This window comes from Bradyrhizobium sp. STM 3843 (genome assembly GCF_000239815.1).
In the GTDB taxonomy this organism is placed as follows: Bacteria; Pseudomonadota; Alphaproteobacteria; order Rhizobiales; family Xanthobacteraceae; genus Bradyrhizobium.
Genome location: NZ_CAFK01000020.1, coordinates 1 through 16,530, shown reverse-complemented (window position 1 = coordinate 16,530; position 16,530 = coordinate 1). Strand labels below are relative to the sequence as shown.

Sequence of the window (16,530 nt, the reverse complement as noted above, 5' to 3'; positions counted from 1 at the left end):
CGGACGGGGGCAATCAAGCCGGTCCCCGAGGAGAGCGCGTATAAGCCGTAACCCATCGCGCAGGGAATGCCGGATGATCCGGCTGATCCTGTGGTGACTGCCGCCTGCTTTCTCTTCTGCAGGCGGGCCATGGGTGAGGCCTTCACCCGGCATTCCCTGCGCCCTCATCAATTCATGAGGGTCCATATCGAGCCATCACTCGGGCACAACGTGCCGCGGGAACATCGAAGCTTGCCCGTTCAAGCCGTTTGACAAGTTGAAGGATCGAGTAGCTGGGTTATGTTCGAAAGCTGGCCCAATCACCTTGCGGGAAGCGCGCATGTCAACCGCGATCTCGGCACTTGGCGGCGTTGGTCTGTTTCTTCTCGGCATGACCGTCATGACGGAAGGCCTGAAGGCATTGGCGGGCTCCGGGCTGCGCGCAGTGCTGAGCAAGGCCGCAGCGACACCGCTGCGCGGCTCATTCTGGGGCGCACTCGTCACCCTGCTGGTCCAATCGTCGAGCGCCACGATCATGACGACGATCGGACTCGTCAGCGCCGGCCTGTTGACGTTCCCGCAGGGGCTCGGCCTCGTGTTCGGTGCGAATGTCGGCACCACCGGCACCGGCTGGCTGGTCGCGCTCATCGGCGTTCGCGTCTCGCTCACGGCAGCGGCCATGCCGATGATCTTCGTCGGCGCGCTGATCAAGCTGCTGGCGAGTGGACGAGTATCCGGAGCAGGTGCAGCACTTGCCGGATTTGGACTCGTGCTATTTGGGCTGACGACCCTGCAGCAGGGAATGGGCGGGCTGGCCGAGCGATTGCACCCACAGGACTTCCCGGCCGTTCTCGCGGGGACGGATGGCCCATGGTGGCGCGGCATGCTCGGCGCGCTGACGTTGGTCGTGGCCGGGCTGGTGATGACCGCGATCATGCAATCGTCGACCGCAGCGGTCGCCGTGACGCTGTCGGCCTACTTCGCCAACGCGATCGGACTTGACCAGGGTTGCGCATTGATCATCGGACAGAACATCGGAACAGCCACCAGCTCCGCACTGGCGGCCATCGGCGCCAGTACCACCGCCAAGCGACTGGCCGTCGCCTATGTGCTGTTCAAGCTGATCGCGGCCGTCATTGCGCTGCTGCTGTTTCCCATCGTCACGCCCCTGCTCATCCAGGCCTCGAAGACGATCGATGGCGTCACCCTGCTGGCGGCCTATCACACCGCGTATAACGTCGTCGGCGTCGTGGTTCTGCTGCCGCTCGTCGACCGGTTCACGCAATTGGTGGAGCGCATTCTGCCCGAGCGCGGCTCGCCGCTGATGCGCTGCCTCGATCCTTCCGCGCTTGCGACGCCGATCGTTGCTGTTGAGGCCGTGAGACGTACCACCGCACGCGCATTGGCCGCGGTGTGTGACTCGATCGAGACAGCGCTGGTCAGCGAGATCCGGAACGAACCCTTGCGGAAGCAGGATGCCGTTTCAGTGCGTGAAGCCAGCGACGCAATGCGCCAGGCGCAAGTCTTCTTGTCGGATGTCGCCGGGCCGCCGGAAACCGAGGATGAGCAGCAGCGGCTCACAAGCACCTTGCACGCACTCGACCACGCGTCACGTTTGGCAGAGGCGGCGGCAGCCACCGACTTCAAGACAGTGCACGCCGGGCCGGATGATTTGCGCGCGGACGGGTTATGCGCCCATGCGATGGGACTCGCGATCTCGATCGCGGACAACCTCGGAGCGCCGGCCGGGACCGACCCTTCGGCGAAAGAAATGACGTCCACCCATGAGTTGCTGCTGCAACTCGAGCATTTTGCCGCAGAGCTGGAAACGTTGCAGCGGACTCATCGCAGCGCGACCCTGCGCGCGGTCGCCCACGGGACATTGACGGCTGACGTCGCGATCGCTCGCGTCGACACATTGAGGAGCCTGCAAGCGCTCACGCGGCACGCATGGCGCTGCGCGGTGCATCTCGTCGGCCGCGAGACGTAGCAACGGGGCTCGCGAGGCTGAAGATGTGCGTCCTGCGTGTTGGAGGCGACGATCACGCCGATGAGGTCCGCATTCTCGCACTCATCGCGATGCGCTCCCGACACACCCGCTCTCGCTCCCTCTGCGAGCTATGGCTTCTGATGCAGCGGCGCAGCAACCGATGTTGCGCCGTTCTCATAATCGCGCAGCCAGCGGGAGGCCTTGCGCAGTCCGCCGAAGGGAAACAGATGGAAGCCGATGACAGCTTCCGTCTCTGCGGGCGGCGCGGTCTCGAGCCCGTGCGTGACCTCGTCCGGACCGGTGTCGGTCAGCAGCCGGCCATAGCGGCCGATCTGGTTGCGCGCCGCACGGAGGGAATTGCCGACCCCACAACGCAGGGCGAACTTCACCAGGGTTGCCGGGCTGGCGGGCCCCGCCAGCCCAATGGTGACCGGCAGCGACACGCCATGGGTCCGAAGCTGCCGCAACCAGTCCAGGATCGGCGCGCTCTCGAAGCAGAACTGGGTTGTCACACCGACCGCTATTCCGCTGCGGGCACTCCAATCCTGCCAGTCCACGAGCAGCTTCAAGGCGCCGTTGCCGTCGAGAAACGGATGGCCTTCCGGATGGCCCGCGATGTTGACGCTGATAAAGCCGTGTCGCTCGATCAGGCCGGACTCGGCGATGTCGCGGCTCGCCTTGAACGGCCCCCTGGCAGCCAGCACGTCACCCGCGATCAGCAGCAGAGATGTTGTGTCGGCTTCGCCGCGCAAACGGGCCAGGAAATCCGCAAGCGCATCGCGCGAATGGATCTCGCGCGCAGCGAGATGCGGAATCGGGTTGAAGCCCGCGCGGCGCACGGCCGCGGCCGTTTCAATGTTGTGATGATAATTGTCGCCGGGCAGGAACGTAATCGAGACGCCCGTGCCGGGCGCAAAATTGTCGCTGAGCTCGCCGGTCTGATGGCCGCGCGAGGAGATCTCGACCGAGGCCGAGGGCAGCATTTGCGAAAGCCTGTTGGACACGACGGAGGTCTGCGCAAGCATCAATCCGCTCCATCAGGCCGGCGCGCGGCGGCGCGAGATCACATAGGTCTCGTCATTGAACCAGAGGCCGCCATGCTTCTTCAGCACGCGGTCGGTGGCCTCGAGATAGCGGCCGTCGCGCACCACCTCCGACAGCCTGTTGTCCTCGATCTGGGCGACATAGATCGCTGCATTCCAGGCGGCAAACAGCGTGGAGGTGCCGATCGGGCCGGAGACCTCGTCGGGCAGCGTGTGCATGCGATAGCGGAAGATCGACCGCGCATCCGAAGAGGCATTGAAGTTGTAGTGGCGCGCAGCCGAGCCGAGCTCGTGCTTGACCTCGCGCAGGATGGCATAGCGGTCGGTGGTGAAGGGATTGTCGCCCGGCCAGACCTGGTCGATGATCTCCATGCCGGGATCGCGGCCGTGGGAATGGATACCGATCAGCCGTCCGCCCGGACGCAGCGCGCGCACCAGCGGCGTCACCACCTTGGAGGCTTTGAATTCGACGCTGGCGCGGGCGCGGTAGGGCTGCGAGGCAATGACGAGGTCATAATCCGCCCTCACCCGCCCCGGTCGCGGCATGATCGGATCCAGCAGGAACGAATGATCCTCCCGCCACAGCGTGAGGATCACCGGCCGCTTGTAGACCGGGTTGCCGGTGGTCGGACTGATGCCGGCGCGCCAGTTCTCGGCCAGGAACGGCTCCAGTGCGTTGATCTGTTCGGCGAAGCCGTGGGCCGTGTTGCCGGAGAGCGCGACGTCCTTCCAGAGCAGGCTTTGGGCGGCGGTGGCCGACCGCGGTGTCAGCCATGGCGCCTCACCGTAATAGAGATTGGTGACGACGACGACGGTCGCCGGATGTTCGAACAGCCGGTCGGCCATCTTCTCCAGCATCATCCGCACGTCTTCGTAGGAGATCTCCTTGGCGACGACATAGAGCGGCATGATGGGAAAGCGCGCATGCAGCGCCCGCATCACCCGCGACAGCACCGTGCCGTCGCCGACGCCGGCGTCGAACAGGCGCAGCGCCGGCGGGGCCGGCTGCAGGTTGGAAATCTCCAGCGAAATCCGGTTGGCGACCTCGGTCTTCTCGCTGCAGGTGGAGACGAACAGCAGATATTTCTGGCGGTTGTCGAAGAACCGGAAACCGGAGGGCGGCGAGTCCGTCCTGGCCCCCGCCCCGCGCTGCGGACCGGCCGGAAGCGGCGTCGGATCACAGGCTGGGCTTTCGCCCGGCCCATGCGCCGCCAGATAGCTGCGGACCTTGTCCAGCGTGCTGGTGGTGATCCGGGCGCCGTCGCGCAGCCGCGACACCAGCTTGCCGTCATTGACCACCAGCCGGCCGAAGGTCGATTCCGAGGTCTTGGTCGCGCGGCAGAACTCCCGGATCTCGGCGAGCACCTGCTCCGAGGTGCCGAGTTCGATCCGCGCCTGACCCGCTTTGGCGCGCACGACCGGCGCGCCGGCAATGGACCCATTGTCGGTCGTCTGATCACTCTCCGGGCGCTGCTCGTCGCGCATCGCGACCTCCCAGGCAGTCACTCTCGATTGGCTTCAATCAAGGCGTGCCGGCCAGGGGTCGTCAACCACAAACTGAGTGGGCAGAATCTGTGGGCACGTGCCCACAGGATACAGCGCCTACCTCGCGCCCCGGCGCGAGAAGAAGGAGATCAGCACCGGCAGGGTGATCAGGATCACCAGCGGCGCCAGCATCATGCCGGTCACCACGACGATCGCGAGCGGCTTCTGCACCTGCGAGCCGATGCCGGTCGACAGCGCCGCCGGCAACAGGCCGACGCCGGCGACGACGCAGGTCATCAGCACCGGACGCAGCTGCAATTCGCCGGTGCGGATCACCGCGGCGATCCGATCGTAGCCTTCGTCGATCAGCTGGTTGAACTGCGAGAGGATGATGATGCCGTCCATCACGGCGATGCCGAACAGCGCAATGAAGCCGATTGCCGCCGACACGCTGAACGGAATGCCGGAGATCACGAGGCCAACGACGCCGCCGAAGATCGCCATCGGGATCACGCTCATCGCGAGCAGCGTGTCGACCATCGAGCCGAAATTGAACCACAAGAGGACCGCGATCAGCGCCAGGCTGATCGGCACCACGATCGACAGCCGCTTGATCGCATCCTGCAGATTGCCGAATTCACCGACCCATTCGAGATGCGATCCCGGCGGCAGCTGCACCTGCTCGGCGATCTTCTGCTGCGCTTCCTGGATGGCGCTGCCGAGGTCGCGCTCGCGGACCGAGAATTTGATCGGCAGATAGCGCTCCTGCTGCTCGCGATAGATATAGGCCGCGCCGGAGACCAGCTTGATGGTAGCAACCTCGTTCAACGGAATCTGGGTGATGCCGTTCGGCCCCTGCGCGCCGATGCGCAAATTCTCGATCGCCTCCGCGCTCTTGCGATATTCCGGCGCGAGCCGCACGATGATTGGGAAATGCCGGTCGCTACCGGGCTCGTAGAGATCGCCCGCAGTGTCGCCGCCGACCGCGACCTTGATGGTGGCGTTGATGTCGCCGGGGGCAAGCCCATAACGGGCCGCCTTGGCACGGTCGATGTCGATCTGCACCGTGGGCTGGCCGAGCGAGGTGAAGACGGCAAGGTCGGTGATGCCCTGCACGGTCGACAGGACCTGCTTGATCTTGTTCGCGGTATCGGTCAGCGCCTGCAGATCATTGCCAAACAGCTTGATCGAGTTCTCGCCCTTCACGCCCGACACCGCTTCGGAGACGTTGTCCTGCAGATATTGCGAGAAGTTGAACTCGACGCCGGGGAAGCGGTCGTCGAGCTGCTTCAAAAGCTCGGCCGTCAGTTGCTCCTTGTCATGCGTGCCCGGCCACTCGCTGACCGGCTTGAGCGGTGCAAAGAACTCGGCATTGAAGAAGCCGGCGGCATCGGTGCCGTCATCCGGGCGGCCGTGCTGCGACACCACCGCCTCGACCTCGGGCCGCGATCCGATCAGCTTGCGCATCTCGTTGACGTATTGATTGCCCTCCTGCAGCGAGATGGTCGGCGGCAGCGTGGCGCGGATCCAGAGATTGCCCTCTTCCAGCTTGGGCAGGAATTCGAGGCCGAGCAGCCGGCCGACCACACCCGTCATGATCACGAGTCCGACCGCGCCCGCCATCACCAGGCCGCGATTGGCAACAGCCCAGCGCAACGCCGGCCGGTAAAGGCCGTGCAGGAGATGCATCAGCCGGGTTTCGGTCTCCTCGACATGCGCAGGCAGGATGATCGCGCTCAACGCCGGCGTCACCGTGAAGGTCGCGAGCAAACCGCCGGCCAGCGCGTAGGCATATGTGCGCGCCATCGGGCCGAAGATGTTGCCCTCGACCCCGCTCAAGGTGAACAGCGGCAGGAAGGCCGCGATGATGATGGCGGCCGCGAAGAAGATCGAGCGCGAGACGTCGGCGGACGCGCTGAGGATCGCGTGGCTCTTGATGCCCATCATCGTCTCGGGCGAGATGTGGCTCTCCTCGGCTGCCGACAACGGCGTCGTCTGCGTCAGCCGCCGGAAGATCGCCTCCACCATGATCACGGTGGCATCCACGATCAGGCCGAAATCGATCGCGCCGACCGAGAGCAGGTTCGCGGATTCGCCGCGCAGCACCAGGATGATGACGGCGAAGAACAGCGCGAACGGAATGGTGGCGCCGACGATCAGCGCGCTGCGGAGATCGCCCAGGAAGATCCACTGCAACAGCACGATCAGCAGAATGCCGACCACCATGTTGTGCAGCACGGTGTGGGTGGTGGTGTCGATCAGGTCCTTGCGGTCGTAGATGCGCTCGATATGGACGCCCGGCGGCAGGATCGTCGAATGATTGATCTGCTCGACCAGCTGCTCGACCCGCGCGATGGTCGGCGAGCTCTGCTCGCCGCGCCGCATCAGCACGATGCCCTGGACGATGTCGTCATTGTCGTTGAGGCCGGCGATGCCGAGCCGCGGCTTCTCGCCGACGGTGACGCTGGCGACATCCTTGACCAGCACCGGATTGCCATTGGTCTGCGAGACCATGGTGTTGGCGAGGTCGTCCATCGAGCGGATCAGGCCGACGCCGCGCACCACGGCCGACTGCGTGCCGATCTCGACGGTGTTGCCACCGACATTGATGTTGGAGTTGCTGACCGCCTGCAACAGCTGCGGCAGGGTCAGGCCGTTGGCGACCAGCTTGTTGATATCGACCTGGATCTCATAGGTCTTGGTCTTGCCGCCCCAGCCGGTGACGTCGATCACCCCGGGCACGGCGCGGAAGCGCCGCTGCAGCACCCAATCCTGCAGGGTCTTGAGATCGAGCACGCTGTAGCCGGGCGGGCCCTTCAGCCGGTAGCGGTAGATCTCGCCGATCGCACTCAAGGGCGAGATCTGCGGCGTGACATTGCCCGGCAGCGGCGCCAGCTGGGACAGCCGGTTCAAGACCTGTTGCAGCGCCTCGTCATAAGTGTAGTCAAAGGAGAACTGCAGCTTGACGTCGGAGAGACCGTACAGCGAGATCGTGCGGATGGTGCGCAGGTTCTTGATGCCGGCGACCTGGGTCTCGATCGGAATCGTGATGTAGCGCTCGATTTCCTCGGCCGACAGGCCCGGGCTTTGCGTCACGATGTCGACCATCGGCGGGGTCGGATCGGGATAGGCCTCGATGTTGAGCTGCTTGAACGCGATCAGGCCGCCGGCCAGGATCGCGACGAACATCCCCACCATCAGGAAGCGCCGCTGAACGGCGATGGCGACCAGGCGATCCATTCAGGTCAGGCTTTCGGCTTCAGGGAGCAACGCACGCGCACGTCAGCTCCCGGACGCGGCGCGATCGATGAACAGGCTGCCCTTGGTGACGATCTGCTCGCCGGCCTTCAGGTTGCCTTCGACGGCGACCAGATCGCCATTGACGAGGCCGGTCTTGATCTTGCGCAGCTCGATCGATTTGTCGGGATGCGCGACCCAGACGCGCACCTGACTACCTTCGTAGATCAGGGCCTGCCGGGGCACCGCGGCGGCGGGTTGATCGCCCGGCGAATAGATCGTCACATTGGCGAACATTTCGGGCTTGAGCAGGCCGTCCTTGTTGTCGATGGTGGCGCGAACCAGGAGCCGGCGGGTGGCCGGGTCGATCGCCGCAGCGACATAGTTGATGTTCGCCTTGAGCGGGCGGCCGGGCAGCGCGAGCACGTTGACCGAAATCTCCTGGCCCACATTGACCAGCGCCGCGTCGCTCTCGCGGACATAGGCGATCAGCCAGACGGTCGAGAGATCGCCGATCACAAATACGGGATCGCTCGCGCCGGCCTGGACGTACTGACCGGGGCCGACCTTGCGCTGCACGACGGTGCCGCCGAGCGGCGCGTTGATGGTGATCTCGCGGTCAATCGTCCCCTTGGCCTGGAACTCGGTGATAGCCGCATCGGTCAGGCCGAGGATTCGCAGCTTGTTGCGGGCGGCCTCCAGCGCGGTCTGGGCCGAACGCATATCGTTCTGGGCCTGGACAAAGGTCGCTTCCGCCTGCTGGAAATCTTTCAGCGGAATGGCCCGGCCCTCGAACAGGTCCTTGGCCCGCTTGTATTGGATTTCGGCCAGATCCTGCGCGGACTTGGCCTTGTTCATCCCCGTGATCGCGGTGATGAAGTCGTTCTGGGCCTGCACCGTATCGGCGGCCTCGATCACGAACAGCGGCTGCCCCTGCTTGACGGTCTCCCCGGGCTTGGCGAGCAGTCTTGTCACGCGGCCGGCATACGGGGAAAATACGGGGGTGGAGCGATCCTCATCGACCGCGACCTTGCCCTCGGTGACGTGTTCGGCGCGAAAAACCTTCTCGCAGACCGGCTCGACGGTCAGGGTGGCCCATTCGGACGGCGACGGCGTGAAGGTCTGGCCACCCTTCCGCGACTGGCTGGAGAGCTCAATATCGTCCTTTGCGGCCGGTCCCGGCTGCGATTGCACGTAGCCATAGCCGCCTGCGCCGGCAACGGCCAGCGCCGCCAAGACGATGATCAGCCGTTTTTTGCTCAGCTTCTGCGGAGATTGGTTCATGTCAGACGCCATGGCCTATCCACCTTACGCTCGCCTTACGGGGGCGCCCGGCGATGACCGTTCATTTTGCTGCGCTAATAGTGCGGAACTGGAGCTTTAAACAACCTAAAAATCGCCGAAATCGCCTCAGTTTTGCGTTAAAAATTTGAAACTTCAACGACCCCCGTTCAGCTTGCGTTCAGTTCATTCCGTTGAGCCTGGGGCCCCTCTGCGGCGCATCATGGGCGGCGCGTGCGGCGTCCTCGCCCCGCAAATGGCGTAGCATGCCAAGATGACGCCAGAACGCATTCCAGCGCGCGACGTGCCCCGGGGAAGCGTCCATCAACTCACCCTGTGCGAGAGAACGATGCGAGGTGATCGCATTGCATCCATGCCTTTGTTGACGAAGGGTCGGCCGATCAGAAGCGCGGTCATCATTTGCGGCGCAGCGCGGACGACCGCTTCAACATTAACTGCAAATTCCATTGATTTATCTCAATCGCAATGACTTGCCGGAGCGAGACTCGCGACGGGTGCCTTTGTTTGCTCGGTCGACGCGGCATCATGGGTGAGGCTGAGTTCGACCGAGAATTGTGGCGTCCGAAACGAGAGGAGGAACGTCATGCTTCGATATGCTCTCACAATCCTCGCCGCCCTCGTGCTGGTCTGCGCGACGTTGGTTCCGCAGGAAGCGCTGGCGCGTCGCGGCGGTGGTGGTTACAGGGGCGGCGGCGGTTTCCACGGCGGAGGTGCACGCGTTGCCCATGTCGGTGGCGCGGGTCGCGTCGGTGTCGCCGGACGTGGCTATGGGTACCGGCCCATCCCCGGTCGGCCCGTGGCCCGCACGGCGGTGCGTCGAGGAGCGTACCGGACTGCAGCCTATCGCGGTGCTCGGCGCGCCGCCTATGGTGCCGCGGCCGTGGGAGCGGTCGGGGCCGCAGCGGCCTACGGCTCCTACGGCTACTACAACAACAGCTACAATAACGGCTGCCACTACAACAACTATGGCCAGTGGGTCTGCCCGAATTATCCTTATTGACAGACACGTTGGGGCGGCGATGTCGCGCGGTTGTTGGACGGCCACTTAGACCCCCATGGGACTCAGTGGTACGCCCCGGCATCGCCGCTCCCTGATATACCTCTTAACGACGGGCGCGAGACTGGCCCGAGCTGGAGTACGCATCACCCCGACAGAGATCCTAAGAAGCGTTGAGCGCAGCGATGCCTGTCGTGATCGAACTGACTAATTTGATGATCAGTTTCAGCCCCGGCTGAACCTGTCCCCAACGCCAATTCTTTCCTTCCAAACGTCGATCGTTGAGGAAGATGTAACGTCGCGAGACTATTGCTCTGCTTCCGGCTCTGTTTTGAGCGGAAGCGTCGATCACTTTTGACGCTTGAACAGAAGCAAGCGACGTATTCCTGCCGCACGATCGGCATAGCCGGCTTCGACGCTGTGACGGACTCTGGTAAGGGTGGCTTATGAAAACCGTCCCCAATCAACTGCCGTGGAAGAACGAACCGGATGCCGCGGCGTGCAATTTCGCTCTCGGTCATCTTGTCCAAAACCTGTCACATCGGATGACCATGAATGGTCGCATCCACGCCGAGACATATATTTCAGCGGTCGGCGCAATCGCCGGCTACGCTGCGCAGCGGACGCTCTTTGTCAGCTCACCTAAAATGGGCGTCGACCTCAATCGTGTCGCCGCGGCCTCCGGCGAACAATATTGGTTTGGTGATGCGCTGAACAGAATGCTGGTGCCCAAGACCGAGGCTGACGGAAATCGATGTGTCTGGTCGGTAGCGGCCGGAGGCGCAGTCAGGGCCGGCATCCAGCCTCAACAACTACCTGAGCTCGAGCCCATGTTCAGACACGTCGCATCGACGATCGGCCAAGCGAACGAAGGCAGATCCTCGGTCCCTTCCAATCACCAGGCTCAACTGCCGGCGCGAGACCTTCTCAGGGCAGTTTGGCCGACGGTACTCATCTGTTTCTCGGGGAAATTTCCGGGCTCCGACCGCGACTTCGGAGCCGCCCCCGTCGCATGGTGGTCCGCGATTGCGGCTCAGGCGGCGAGCCGCCCGATTCAAGACGTGAAAAGCGTGCTGGCGCCCGACATCGCACTGAGGCTTTTGATGGAGTCGGCGATCTATTGCAGCAAACTCGATCAGTTGCAGATCGAAGTCAGATAGACGCCAAAGACCCTACATAAAGACCGCCATGTAGCAGGCGTGCGGCGTGTCCCTTCTCCGCAACCGCAGCCTCGGACAGCTCCATCATGAACAAACACTAGCTATACCGCGCTCGGCGGTCCAAACCATTTGGTCAGCGCCTCGGCAAGCCCGAGCCGGGCCTTGTCTCCCACCCACGCGACATAGCCGTCGGGCCGAACCAGCACGGCGGCCGGCGCCACCACAGGCCCGAGCGCTGGAAGCTCCCACGCACCGGAATATGTCGCATCGATCTGCTGCACCCGATCCGCCCATGGCATGATGTCGAGCGTACCGGGCTCACCGAAGTTGAGCAGGACCGGCCGTGCGTTGTGCAGAAGAGCAAAGACCCGGCGCTGACCATTGGCAGTGACCAGATCGAGGTCAGGCATGCGGCGCCCGAGCAGCGGATGCCCTTCGCCGAGGTCGTAACGAATGTCCAGACCCGACATCGTTGCGGCGAAGCGTTTGCGAGGCTCGTCCATCGTGAGGAGTTCGGAAATGATGTCGCGCACGAGCTTGAGGCGATCGTCGACGCGGCGAAGCAGCGCGACTTGCGCCATGGTCTGGCGCAGCACGCGGGCCGCGACCGGATGCCGCTCGGCGTGATAGGTATCCAGCAGGCTTTCGGGTGAGAGTCCTTTGACCACCTGGGCCAGCTTCCATCCGAGATTGGCGGCATCCTGCACGCCGGTGTTGAGACCTTGTCCGCCGGACGAATGATGGACATGCGCGGCATCGCCGGCGAGCAGCACCCGTCCTGCGCGATAAGATGCTGCCTGCCGGCTCATGTCGGTGAATCTCGAAATCCAGGTCGGACTGTGGACGCCATAATCGGTCCCGTACACGGCGATGAGCGCTTCGCTGAGGTCGCGCAACGTCGGCTCGCCGCTGCAGTTCAGATCTCGCTCAGTCACGAGCACCCGCACGGGCTCATTCTCCTGCCTGCTGAACCCATGAAAGCCGAGCGCGTCATGGCGAAGCCCCCATTCCGGCTCTTCGGCGATTTCGACCTCGGCAATGATGTTGCTGATGGTCGGATCCCAGCCGGGAAATGCGATGCCGGCTGCTTTGCGTATCAGGCTGCGTCCGCCGTCACACCCGACGAGATAGGCCGCCCGGAGCGACTGGCTGTTGGAGAGTTCGACGTCGATGCCGGTCTCGTCCTGCACGAAATCCGTGACCTCCCGTCCGCGATAGATCGGCACCGCCAGTTCTTCGACCCAGCCGGCGAGGATTCGCTCGATGTGGTTCTGCCACAGCGCGAGCCCATAATTATGCCGGGTCGGGAAGTCGCTGATATCAAGCGGATTCCAGGCGAACCCCGCGATCTGGGCCACCTTTCCTTCCGCCAGGAATCGGTCCGCCAGCCCGCGCTGATCGAGAACCTCGATCGTGCGCGCATGCAATCCGCCCGCACGCGACCCGACGAGATCCTGGCTTTCGCGTCGCTCGACGATGGCGACATCGATGCCCGCCAGCGCCAACTCGCCTGCGAGCATCAGCCCTGTCGGACCTGCGCCGGCGATCACCACCGCGTGGTCAATCGTGACCGCGCTCCGGTCGGTCGCACGCTCCGCCGACGTCGATATCAATGTCATCATGTCGTCACCCCGTGGATCGTGGCTTGGGCCGGCGGTTGTACGGGATGAGCGGGGTCTTGAAGCAAGCCCCTTGGGCGCCCTATATCAAGCTGGGAGGAACGGTGCGGGCGTTCTTCAGTGGCGTCATTGGAGCACTGAGGTGTCTCGTAATGACCATCGAGCATCAATGAAAGTCGCGCGAGCGCGGCAGGATGCGGACGTTGCGGGGATGGCCGACCTTTTGCGCAGGACTGTCCGGATGCTGCCTGCGGTCGTCATTCAGCGGCTCGGCCGGAGTGGGGCCATGCGGCGCGGCTTGCGAGCCGAGGCGATCGTCGGATAGCAATGACAGATCGCCAGAGCGGTCGATCAACCGTTCGGCGACCAGATGCACGACCTTCTCCGGGCTGCTCTGAATATGCCCTTCCACCAGCACGAGCCGCGCGCCCATCACCTCTTTGCGGAAGCGCTCCATCACCTTCGGCCAAACCACGATGTTGGCGATGCCTGTCTCGTCCTCCAAGGTCATGAACACGACGCCCTTGGAACTGCCGGGCCGCTGGCGCACCAGCACCACGCCGGCGCAACGGACGAAACGCTTGTCGTTGGCATCGTTGACGTCGCGGCAGGCAAGCACGCCTTCGCGTGTGAAGCGTTGCCGCAAGAACTCCATCGGATGCCCTTTCAGCGACAGGCGGATGGTCTGATAATCGGCGACCACCTGCTCCGACAGCGGCATCTCGGGCAAGGGTCTTGCGTTCTCATCAGGCTGCTCGCGTGCGATCGCCGCTTCGAACAGTGGCAGCGGCACATCATCCGGCAGACGCCGGACCGCCCAGAGCGCAGCCCGGCGGTCGAGCCCGAGCGAACGGAACGCATCGGCATCAGCGAGCAGCAACAGCGCGCGCTTCGGCAGGCCGGTGTCGCGGGCGAAATCCTCCAGCGACGTGAACGGCCGCCGCGCGCGGGCCTTGACGATGCGCTCGCCCCAATCGTCGGCGTCATGGTTGTCGTTATGGGCTGTGTTCACTTCGTCGTTCCGGGGCGCACGCAGTGCGAACCCGGAACCTCGAGATTCCGGGTTCGATGCACCTTGCAAAATAGCTTCGCTATTTTGTCGCGTCGCATCGCCCTGGAATGACGACGTGGAGATAGCCGGCGCCTTATCCCCGGATGACACCTGAAGCCGCTTCGATCTTTTCACCCCCTCCTCGTCCGGGTCGATCCAGCGGAAGCCGTCGATCTGGCGGAAGCCCAAGCGCACGGCGCAATATTTGCCGCTGCCCTCCTCCAGCGTGTTCTGCGCAAAACTGTAGGACACGTCGACATCGCGCACCTCAACGCCGTTCTTGCGGGCATCGCCGACGATCTGCGCCGGCGCGTAGAATCCCATCGGCTGCGAATTGAGTAGCGCGCAACAGAACGCATCGGGATGAAAGCATTTCAGCCAGGACGAGATGTAAACCAGCTGGGCGAAGCTCGCCGCATGGCTCTCCGGAAAGCCGTAGGAGCCGAAGCCCTTGATCTGGTCGAAACAGCTTTTGGCGAATTGCGGATCATAGCCGCGCGCGATCATGTTGCCGACCATCTTCTCCTCATAGGAGCCGATGGTGCCGACATTGCGGAAGGTCGCCATCGAACGGCGCAGGCCGTTAGCCTCTTCGGAGGAAAATTGCGCAGCTTCGATCGCGATCCGCATCGCCTGCTCCTGGAACAAGGGCACGCCGAGCGTCTTGTGCAGCACCTTGTAGAGCTCGTCCTTTGGGCCATGATCAGGTGACGGCGACGGATAGCTGACTTTCTCCAGCTTGTTTCGTCGGCGCAGATAAGGATGCACCATGTCGCCCTGGATCGGTCCGGGCCTGACGATCGCGACTTCGATGACGAGATCGTAGAATTCGCGGGGCTTGAGGCGCGGCAGCATGTTCATCTGCGCCCGGCTTTCGACCTGGAACACGCCGAGCGACTCGCCCTTGCACAGCATGTCATAGACTTCGGGCAACTCGCGCGGCACGCTCGCGAGTTCGTAGCGCTCGCCTTTGTGCTGCGCGATCAGGTCAAAGCTCTTGCGGATGCAGGTCAGCATGCCCAGCGCCAGCACGTCGACCTTCATCATGGACAGCGCGTCGACATCGTCCTTGTCCCATTCGATGAAGGTGCGGTCCTCCATCGCGGCATTGCCGATCGGCACGTAGGTGTCGAGCCGATCCTGGGTCAGCACATAGCCGCCGACATGCTGGGAGAGATGGCGGGGAAATTCGATCAGCTCGGCGGCGAGCGCGACCGCAAGGCCGATCATCGGATTGGTGGGATCGAGCCCGGCCTGCCGCACCTGCATCTCCGACAGCCCATCGCCCCAGCTGCCCCACACGGTGTCGGCGAGAACAGACGTGACGTCCTCGGTCAGCCCCAGTGCTTTGCCGACATCGCGAATGGCGCTGCGCGGCCGGTAATGGATCACGGTGGCGATGATTGCGGCGCGGTGGCGGCCATAGCGGCGATAGACATATTGCATCACCTCCTCGCGCCGCGAATGCTCGAAGTCGACGTCGATGTCCGGCGGCTCCAGCCGCTCCTTGGAGATGAAGCGCTCGAACAAGAGATCGACCTTGGTCGGATCGACCGAGGTGACGCCGAGCACATAGCAGACCGCGGAATTGGCCGCCGAACCCCGGCCCTGGCACAGGATGTTCTGGCTGCGGGCGTAGCGGACGATGTCGTGGACGGTCAGGAAGTAATGCGCGTAGTTGAGCTCGTCGATCAGCGCGAGTTCTTTTTTCAAGGTCGCGCGCAGCGTCTCATCGACTGCGTCACCGAAATATTTCTTAACGCCGGCCCAGGTCAGGTCCTCCAGATGCTGCTGTGCTGTCTTGCCTGGCGGCACCGGCTCGTCCGGATACTGGTATTTGAGCTGATCGAGCGAGAAGGTGATGCGGTCAGCGAAGCGCATGGTCTCCGCGATCGCCTGCGGATGGTCGCGAAACAGCCGCGCCATTTCGTGCGCAGGCTTGAGATGACGCTCGGCATTGGCCTCGAGCTTGCGGCCGACCGCATCGATCGTGGTCTTCTCGCGGATACAAGTCAGCACGTCCTGCAACGGGCGCCGCTCAGGATGATGATAGAGCACGTCATTGGTCGCGAGCAGCGGCACCTTGACCGATGCAGCGAGGCGCGCAAGCCGCGCCAGTCGCCGGCGATCGTCGCCGCGATAGAGCAGACTGGCGGCAAGCCATACGCCCTCGGCCTGGCTCTCGCGTAGGCGTGCCAGGATCGTGCGCAAGCCCGCCTCCTCGAAACGATGCGGCGGCATCAGCACCAGGAGCTGGCCTTCGGCAAAGTCCAACAGATCCTGGAATGTCAGATAGCAGGCGCCCTTCTCGACCTTGTCGCTGTCGTCGCCGCGTTTGCCGCGGGTGAGCAGCTGGCACAGCCGGCCGTAAGCGGCGCGGTCGCGCGGATAGACCAGGATATCGGGCGTGCCGCAGGTGAAGACGATACACGCGCCATAGAGCAGCTTCGGCCGGTAAGGCAGCTTGTCATTGTCGAGCTCGCTATAGGCGCGCACGATGCCGGCGAGCGTGTTGTGGTCGGCGATCCCGATCGCCTTGAGGCCATAGATGGCGGCCTGCTGCACATAATCCTGCGGATGCGAGCCGCCGCGCAGGAAGGAGAAATTGGTGGTGATGCCGATCTCGGCATAGTCGATCGTTGTCATGGCAGAGCGATCGCGAAGGTT

General features: G+C 63.7%; 9 protein-coding genes. 3 read left to right on the top strand and 6 right to left on the bottom strand.

What is annotated here, in order from left to right; all coding sequences use genetic code 11:
• Positions 1-319: 319 nt before the first annotated feature.
• Positions 320-1,969, top strand: a complete 1,650-nt coding sequence (locus tag BRAS3843_RS03495) for a Na/Pi symporter (RefSeq protein WP_008967335.1) — start codon at positions 320-322, stop codon at positions 1,967-1,969.
• 128 nt (positions 1,970-2,097) lie between these two features.
• On the opposite strand, the gene BRAS3843_RS03490 is transcribed toward BRAS3843_RS03495, so the two are convergent.
• The 4 genes from BRAS3843_RS03490 to BRAS3843_RS03475 form a co-directional block, all read right to left on the bottom strand.
• A complete protein-coding gene (locus tag BRAS3843_RS03490; protein WP_008967334.1) occupies positions 2,098-2,994 on the bottom strand; it encodes a putative Methylenetetrahydrofolate reductase in 897 nt (298 codons plus the stop codon).
• Positions 2,995-3,006: 12 nt separating this feature from the next.
• A complete protein-coding gene (locus tag BRAS3843_RS03485) occupies positions 3,007-4,497 on the bottom strand; it encodes a hypothetical protein (protein WP_008967333.1) in 1,491 nt (496 codons plus the stop codon).
• Positions 4,498-4,614: 117 nt separating this feature from the next.
• Complete coding sequence (locus BRAS3843_RS03480; RefSeq protein WP_008967332.1) at positions 4,615-7,737, bottom strand: CusA/CzcA family heavy metal efflux RND transporter; 3,123 nt, start codon at positions 7,735-7,737, stop codon at positions 4,615-4,617.
• Between the two features lie 42 nt (positions 7,738-7,779).
• The gene (locus BRAS3843_RS03475) at positions 7,780-9,030 is read right to left on the bottom strand and encodes an efflux RND transporter periplasmic adaptor subunit (protein WP_008967331.1); all 1,251 of its coding nucleotides are present in this window, start codon (positions 9,028-9,030) and stop codon (positions 7,780-7,782) included.
• Positions 9,031-9,619: 589 nt separating this feature from the next.
• Between BRAS3843_RS03475 and BRAS3843_RS03470 the strand changes: the two genes are divergently transcribed.
• Together BRAS3843_RS03470 and BRAS3843_RS03465 are read left to right on the top strand one after the other, a co-directional pair.
• Entirely contained in the window at positions 9,620-10,036 is a 417-nt protein-coding gene (locus tag BRAS3843_RS03470) for a hypothetical protein (protein WP_008967330.1), read from the top strand.
• A 443-nt stretch (positions 10,037-10,479) separates the two neighbouring features.
• A complete protein-coding gene (locus tag BRAS3843_RS03465; protein WP_008967328.1) occupies positions 10,480-11,193 on the top strand; it encodes a hypothetical protein in 714 nt (237 codons plus the stop codon).
• Between the two features lie 101 nt (positions 11,194-11,294).
• On the opposite strand, the gene BRAS3843_RS03460 is transcribed toward BRAS3843_RS03465, so the two are convergent.
• Both BRAS3843_RS03460 and BRAS3843_RS03455 read right to left on the bottom strand, forming a co-directional pair.
• Positions 11,295-12,815, bottom strand: a complete 1,521-nt coding sequence (locus BRAS3843_RS03460) for an FAD-dependent monooxygenase (RefSeq protein ID WP_008967327.1) — start codon at positions 12,813-12,815, stop codon at positions 11,295-11,297.
• A 163-nt stretch (positions 12,816-12,978) separates the two neighbouring features.
• Positions 12,979-16,509: an error-prone DNA polymerase gene (locus tag BRAS3843_RS03455; protein ID WP_008967325.1), complete on the bottom strand. Its 3,531-nt coding sequence runs from the start codon at positions 16,507-16,509 to the stop codon at positions 12,979-12,981.
• Positions 16,510-16,530: the final 21 nt, after the last annotated feature.

What these genes read in the sequence shown, in the direction of transcription:
- BRAS3843_RS03495 (WP_008967335.1), top strand. Translation starts at nt 320, where the DNA reads ATGTCAACCGCGATCTCGGCACTTGGCGGCGTTGGTCTGTTTCTTCTC.
- BRAS3843_RS03490 (WP_008967334.1), bottom strand. Translation starts at nt 2,994, where the DNA reads ATGCTTGCGCAGACCTCCGTCGTGTCCAACAGGCTTTCGCAAATGCTG.
- BRAS3843_RS03485 (WP_008967333.1), bottom strand. Translation starts at nt 4,497, where the DNA reads ATGCGCGACGAGCAGCGCCCGGAGAGTGATCAGACGACCGACAATGGG.
- BRAS3843_RS03480 (WP_008967332.1), bottom strand. Translation starts at nt 7,737, where the DNA reads ATGGATCGCCTGGTCGCCATCGCCGTTCAGCGGCGCTTCCTGATGGTG.
- BRAS3843_RS03475 (WP_008967331.1), bottom strand. Translation starts at nt 9,030, where the DNA reads ATGGCGTCTGACATGAACCAATCTCCGCAGAAGCTGAGCAAAAAACGG.
- BRAS3843_RS03470 (WP_008967330.1), top strand. Translation starts at nt 9,620, where the DNA reads ATGCTTCGATATGCTCTCACAATCCTCGCCGCCCTCGTGCTGGTCTGC.
- BRAS3843_RS03465 (WP_008967328.1), top strand. Translation starts at nt 10,480, where the DNA reads ATGAAAACCGTCCCCAATCAACTGCCGTGGAAGAACGAACCGGATGCC.
- BRAS3843_RS03460 (WP_008967327.1), bottom strand. Translation starts at nt 12,815, where the DNA reads ATGATGACATTGATATCGACGTCGGCGGAGCGTGCGACCGACCGGAGC.
- BRAS3843_RS03455 (WP_008967325.1), bottom strand. Translation starts at nt 16,509, where the DNA reads ATGACAACGATCGACTATGCCGAGATCGGCATCACCACCAATTTCTCC.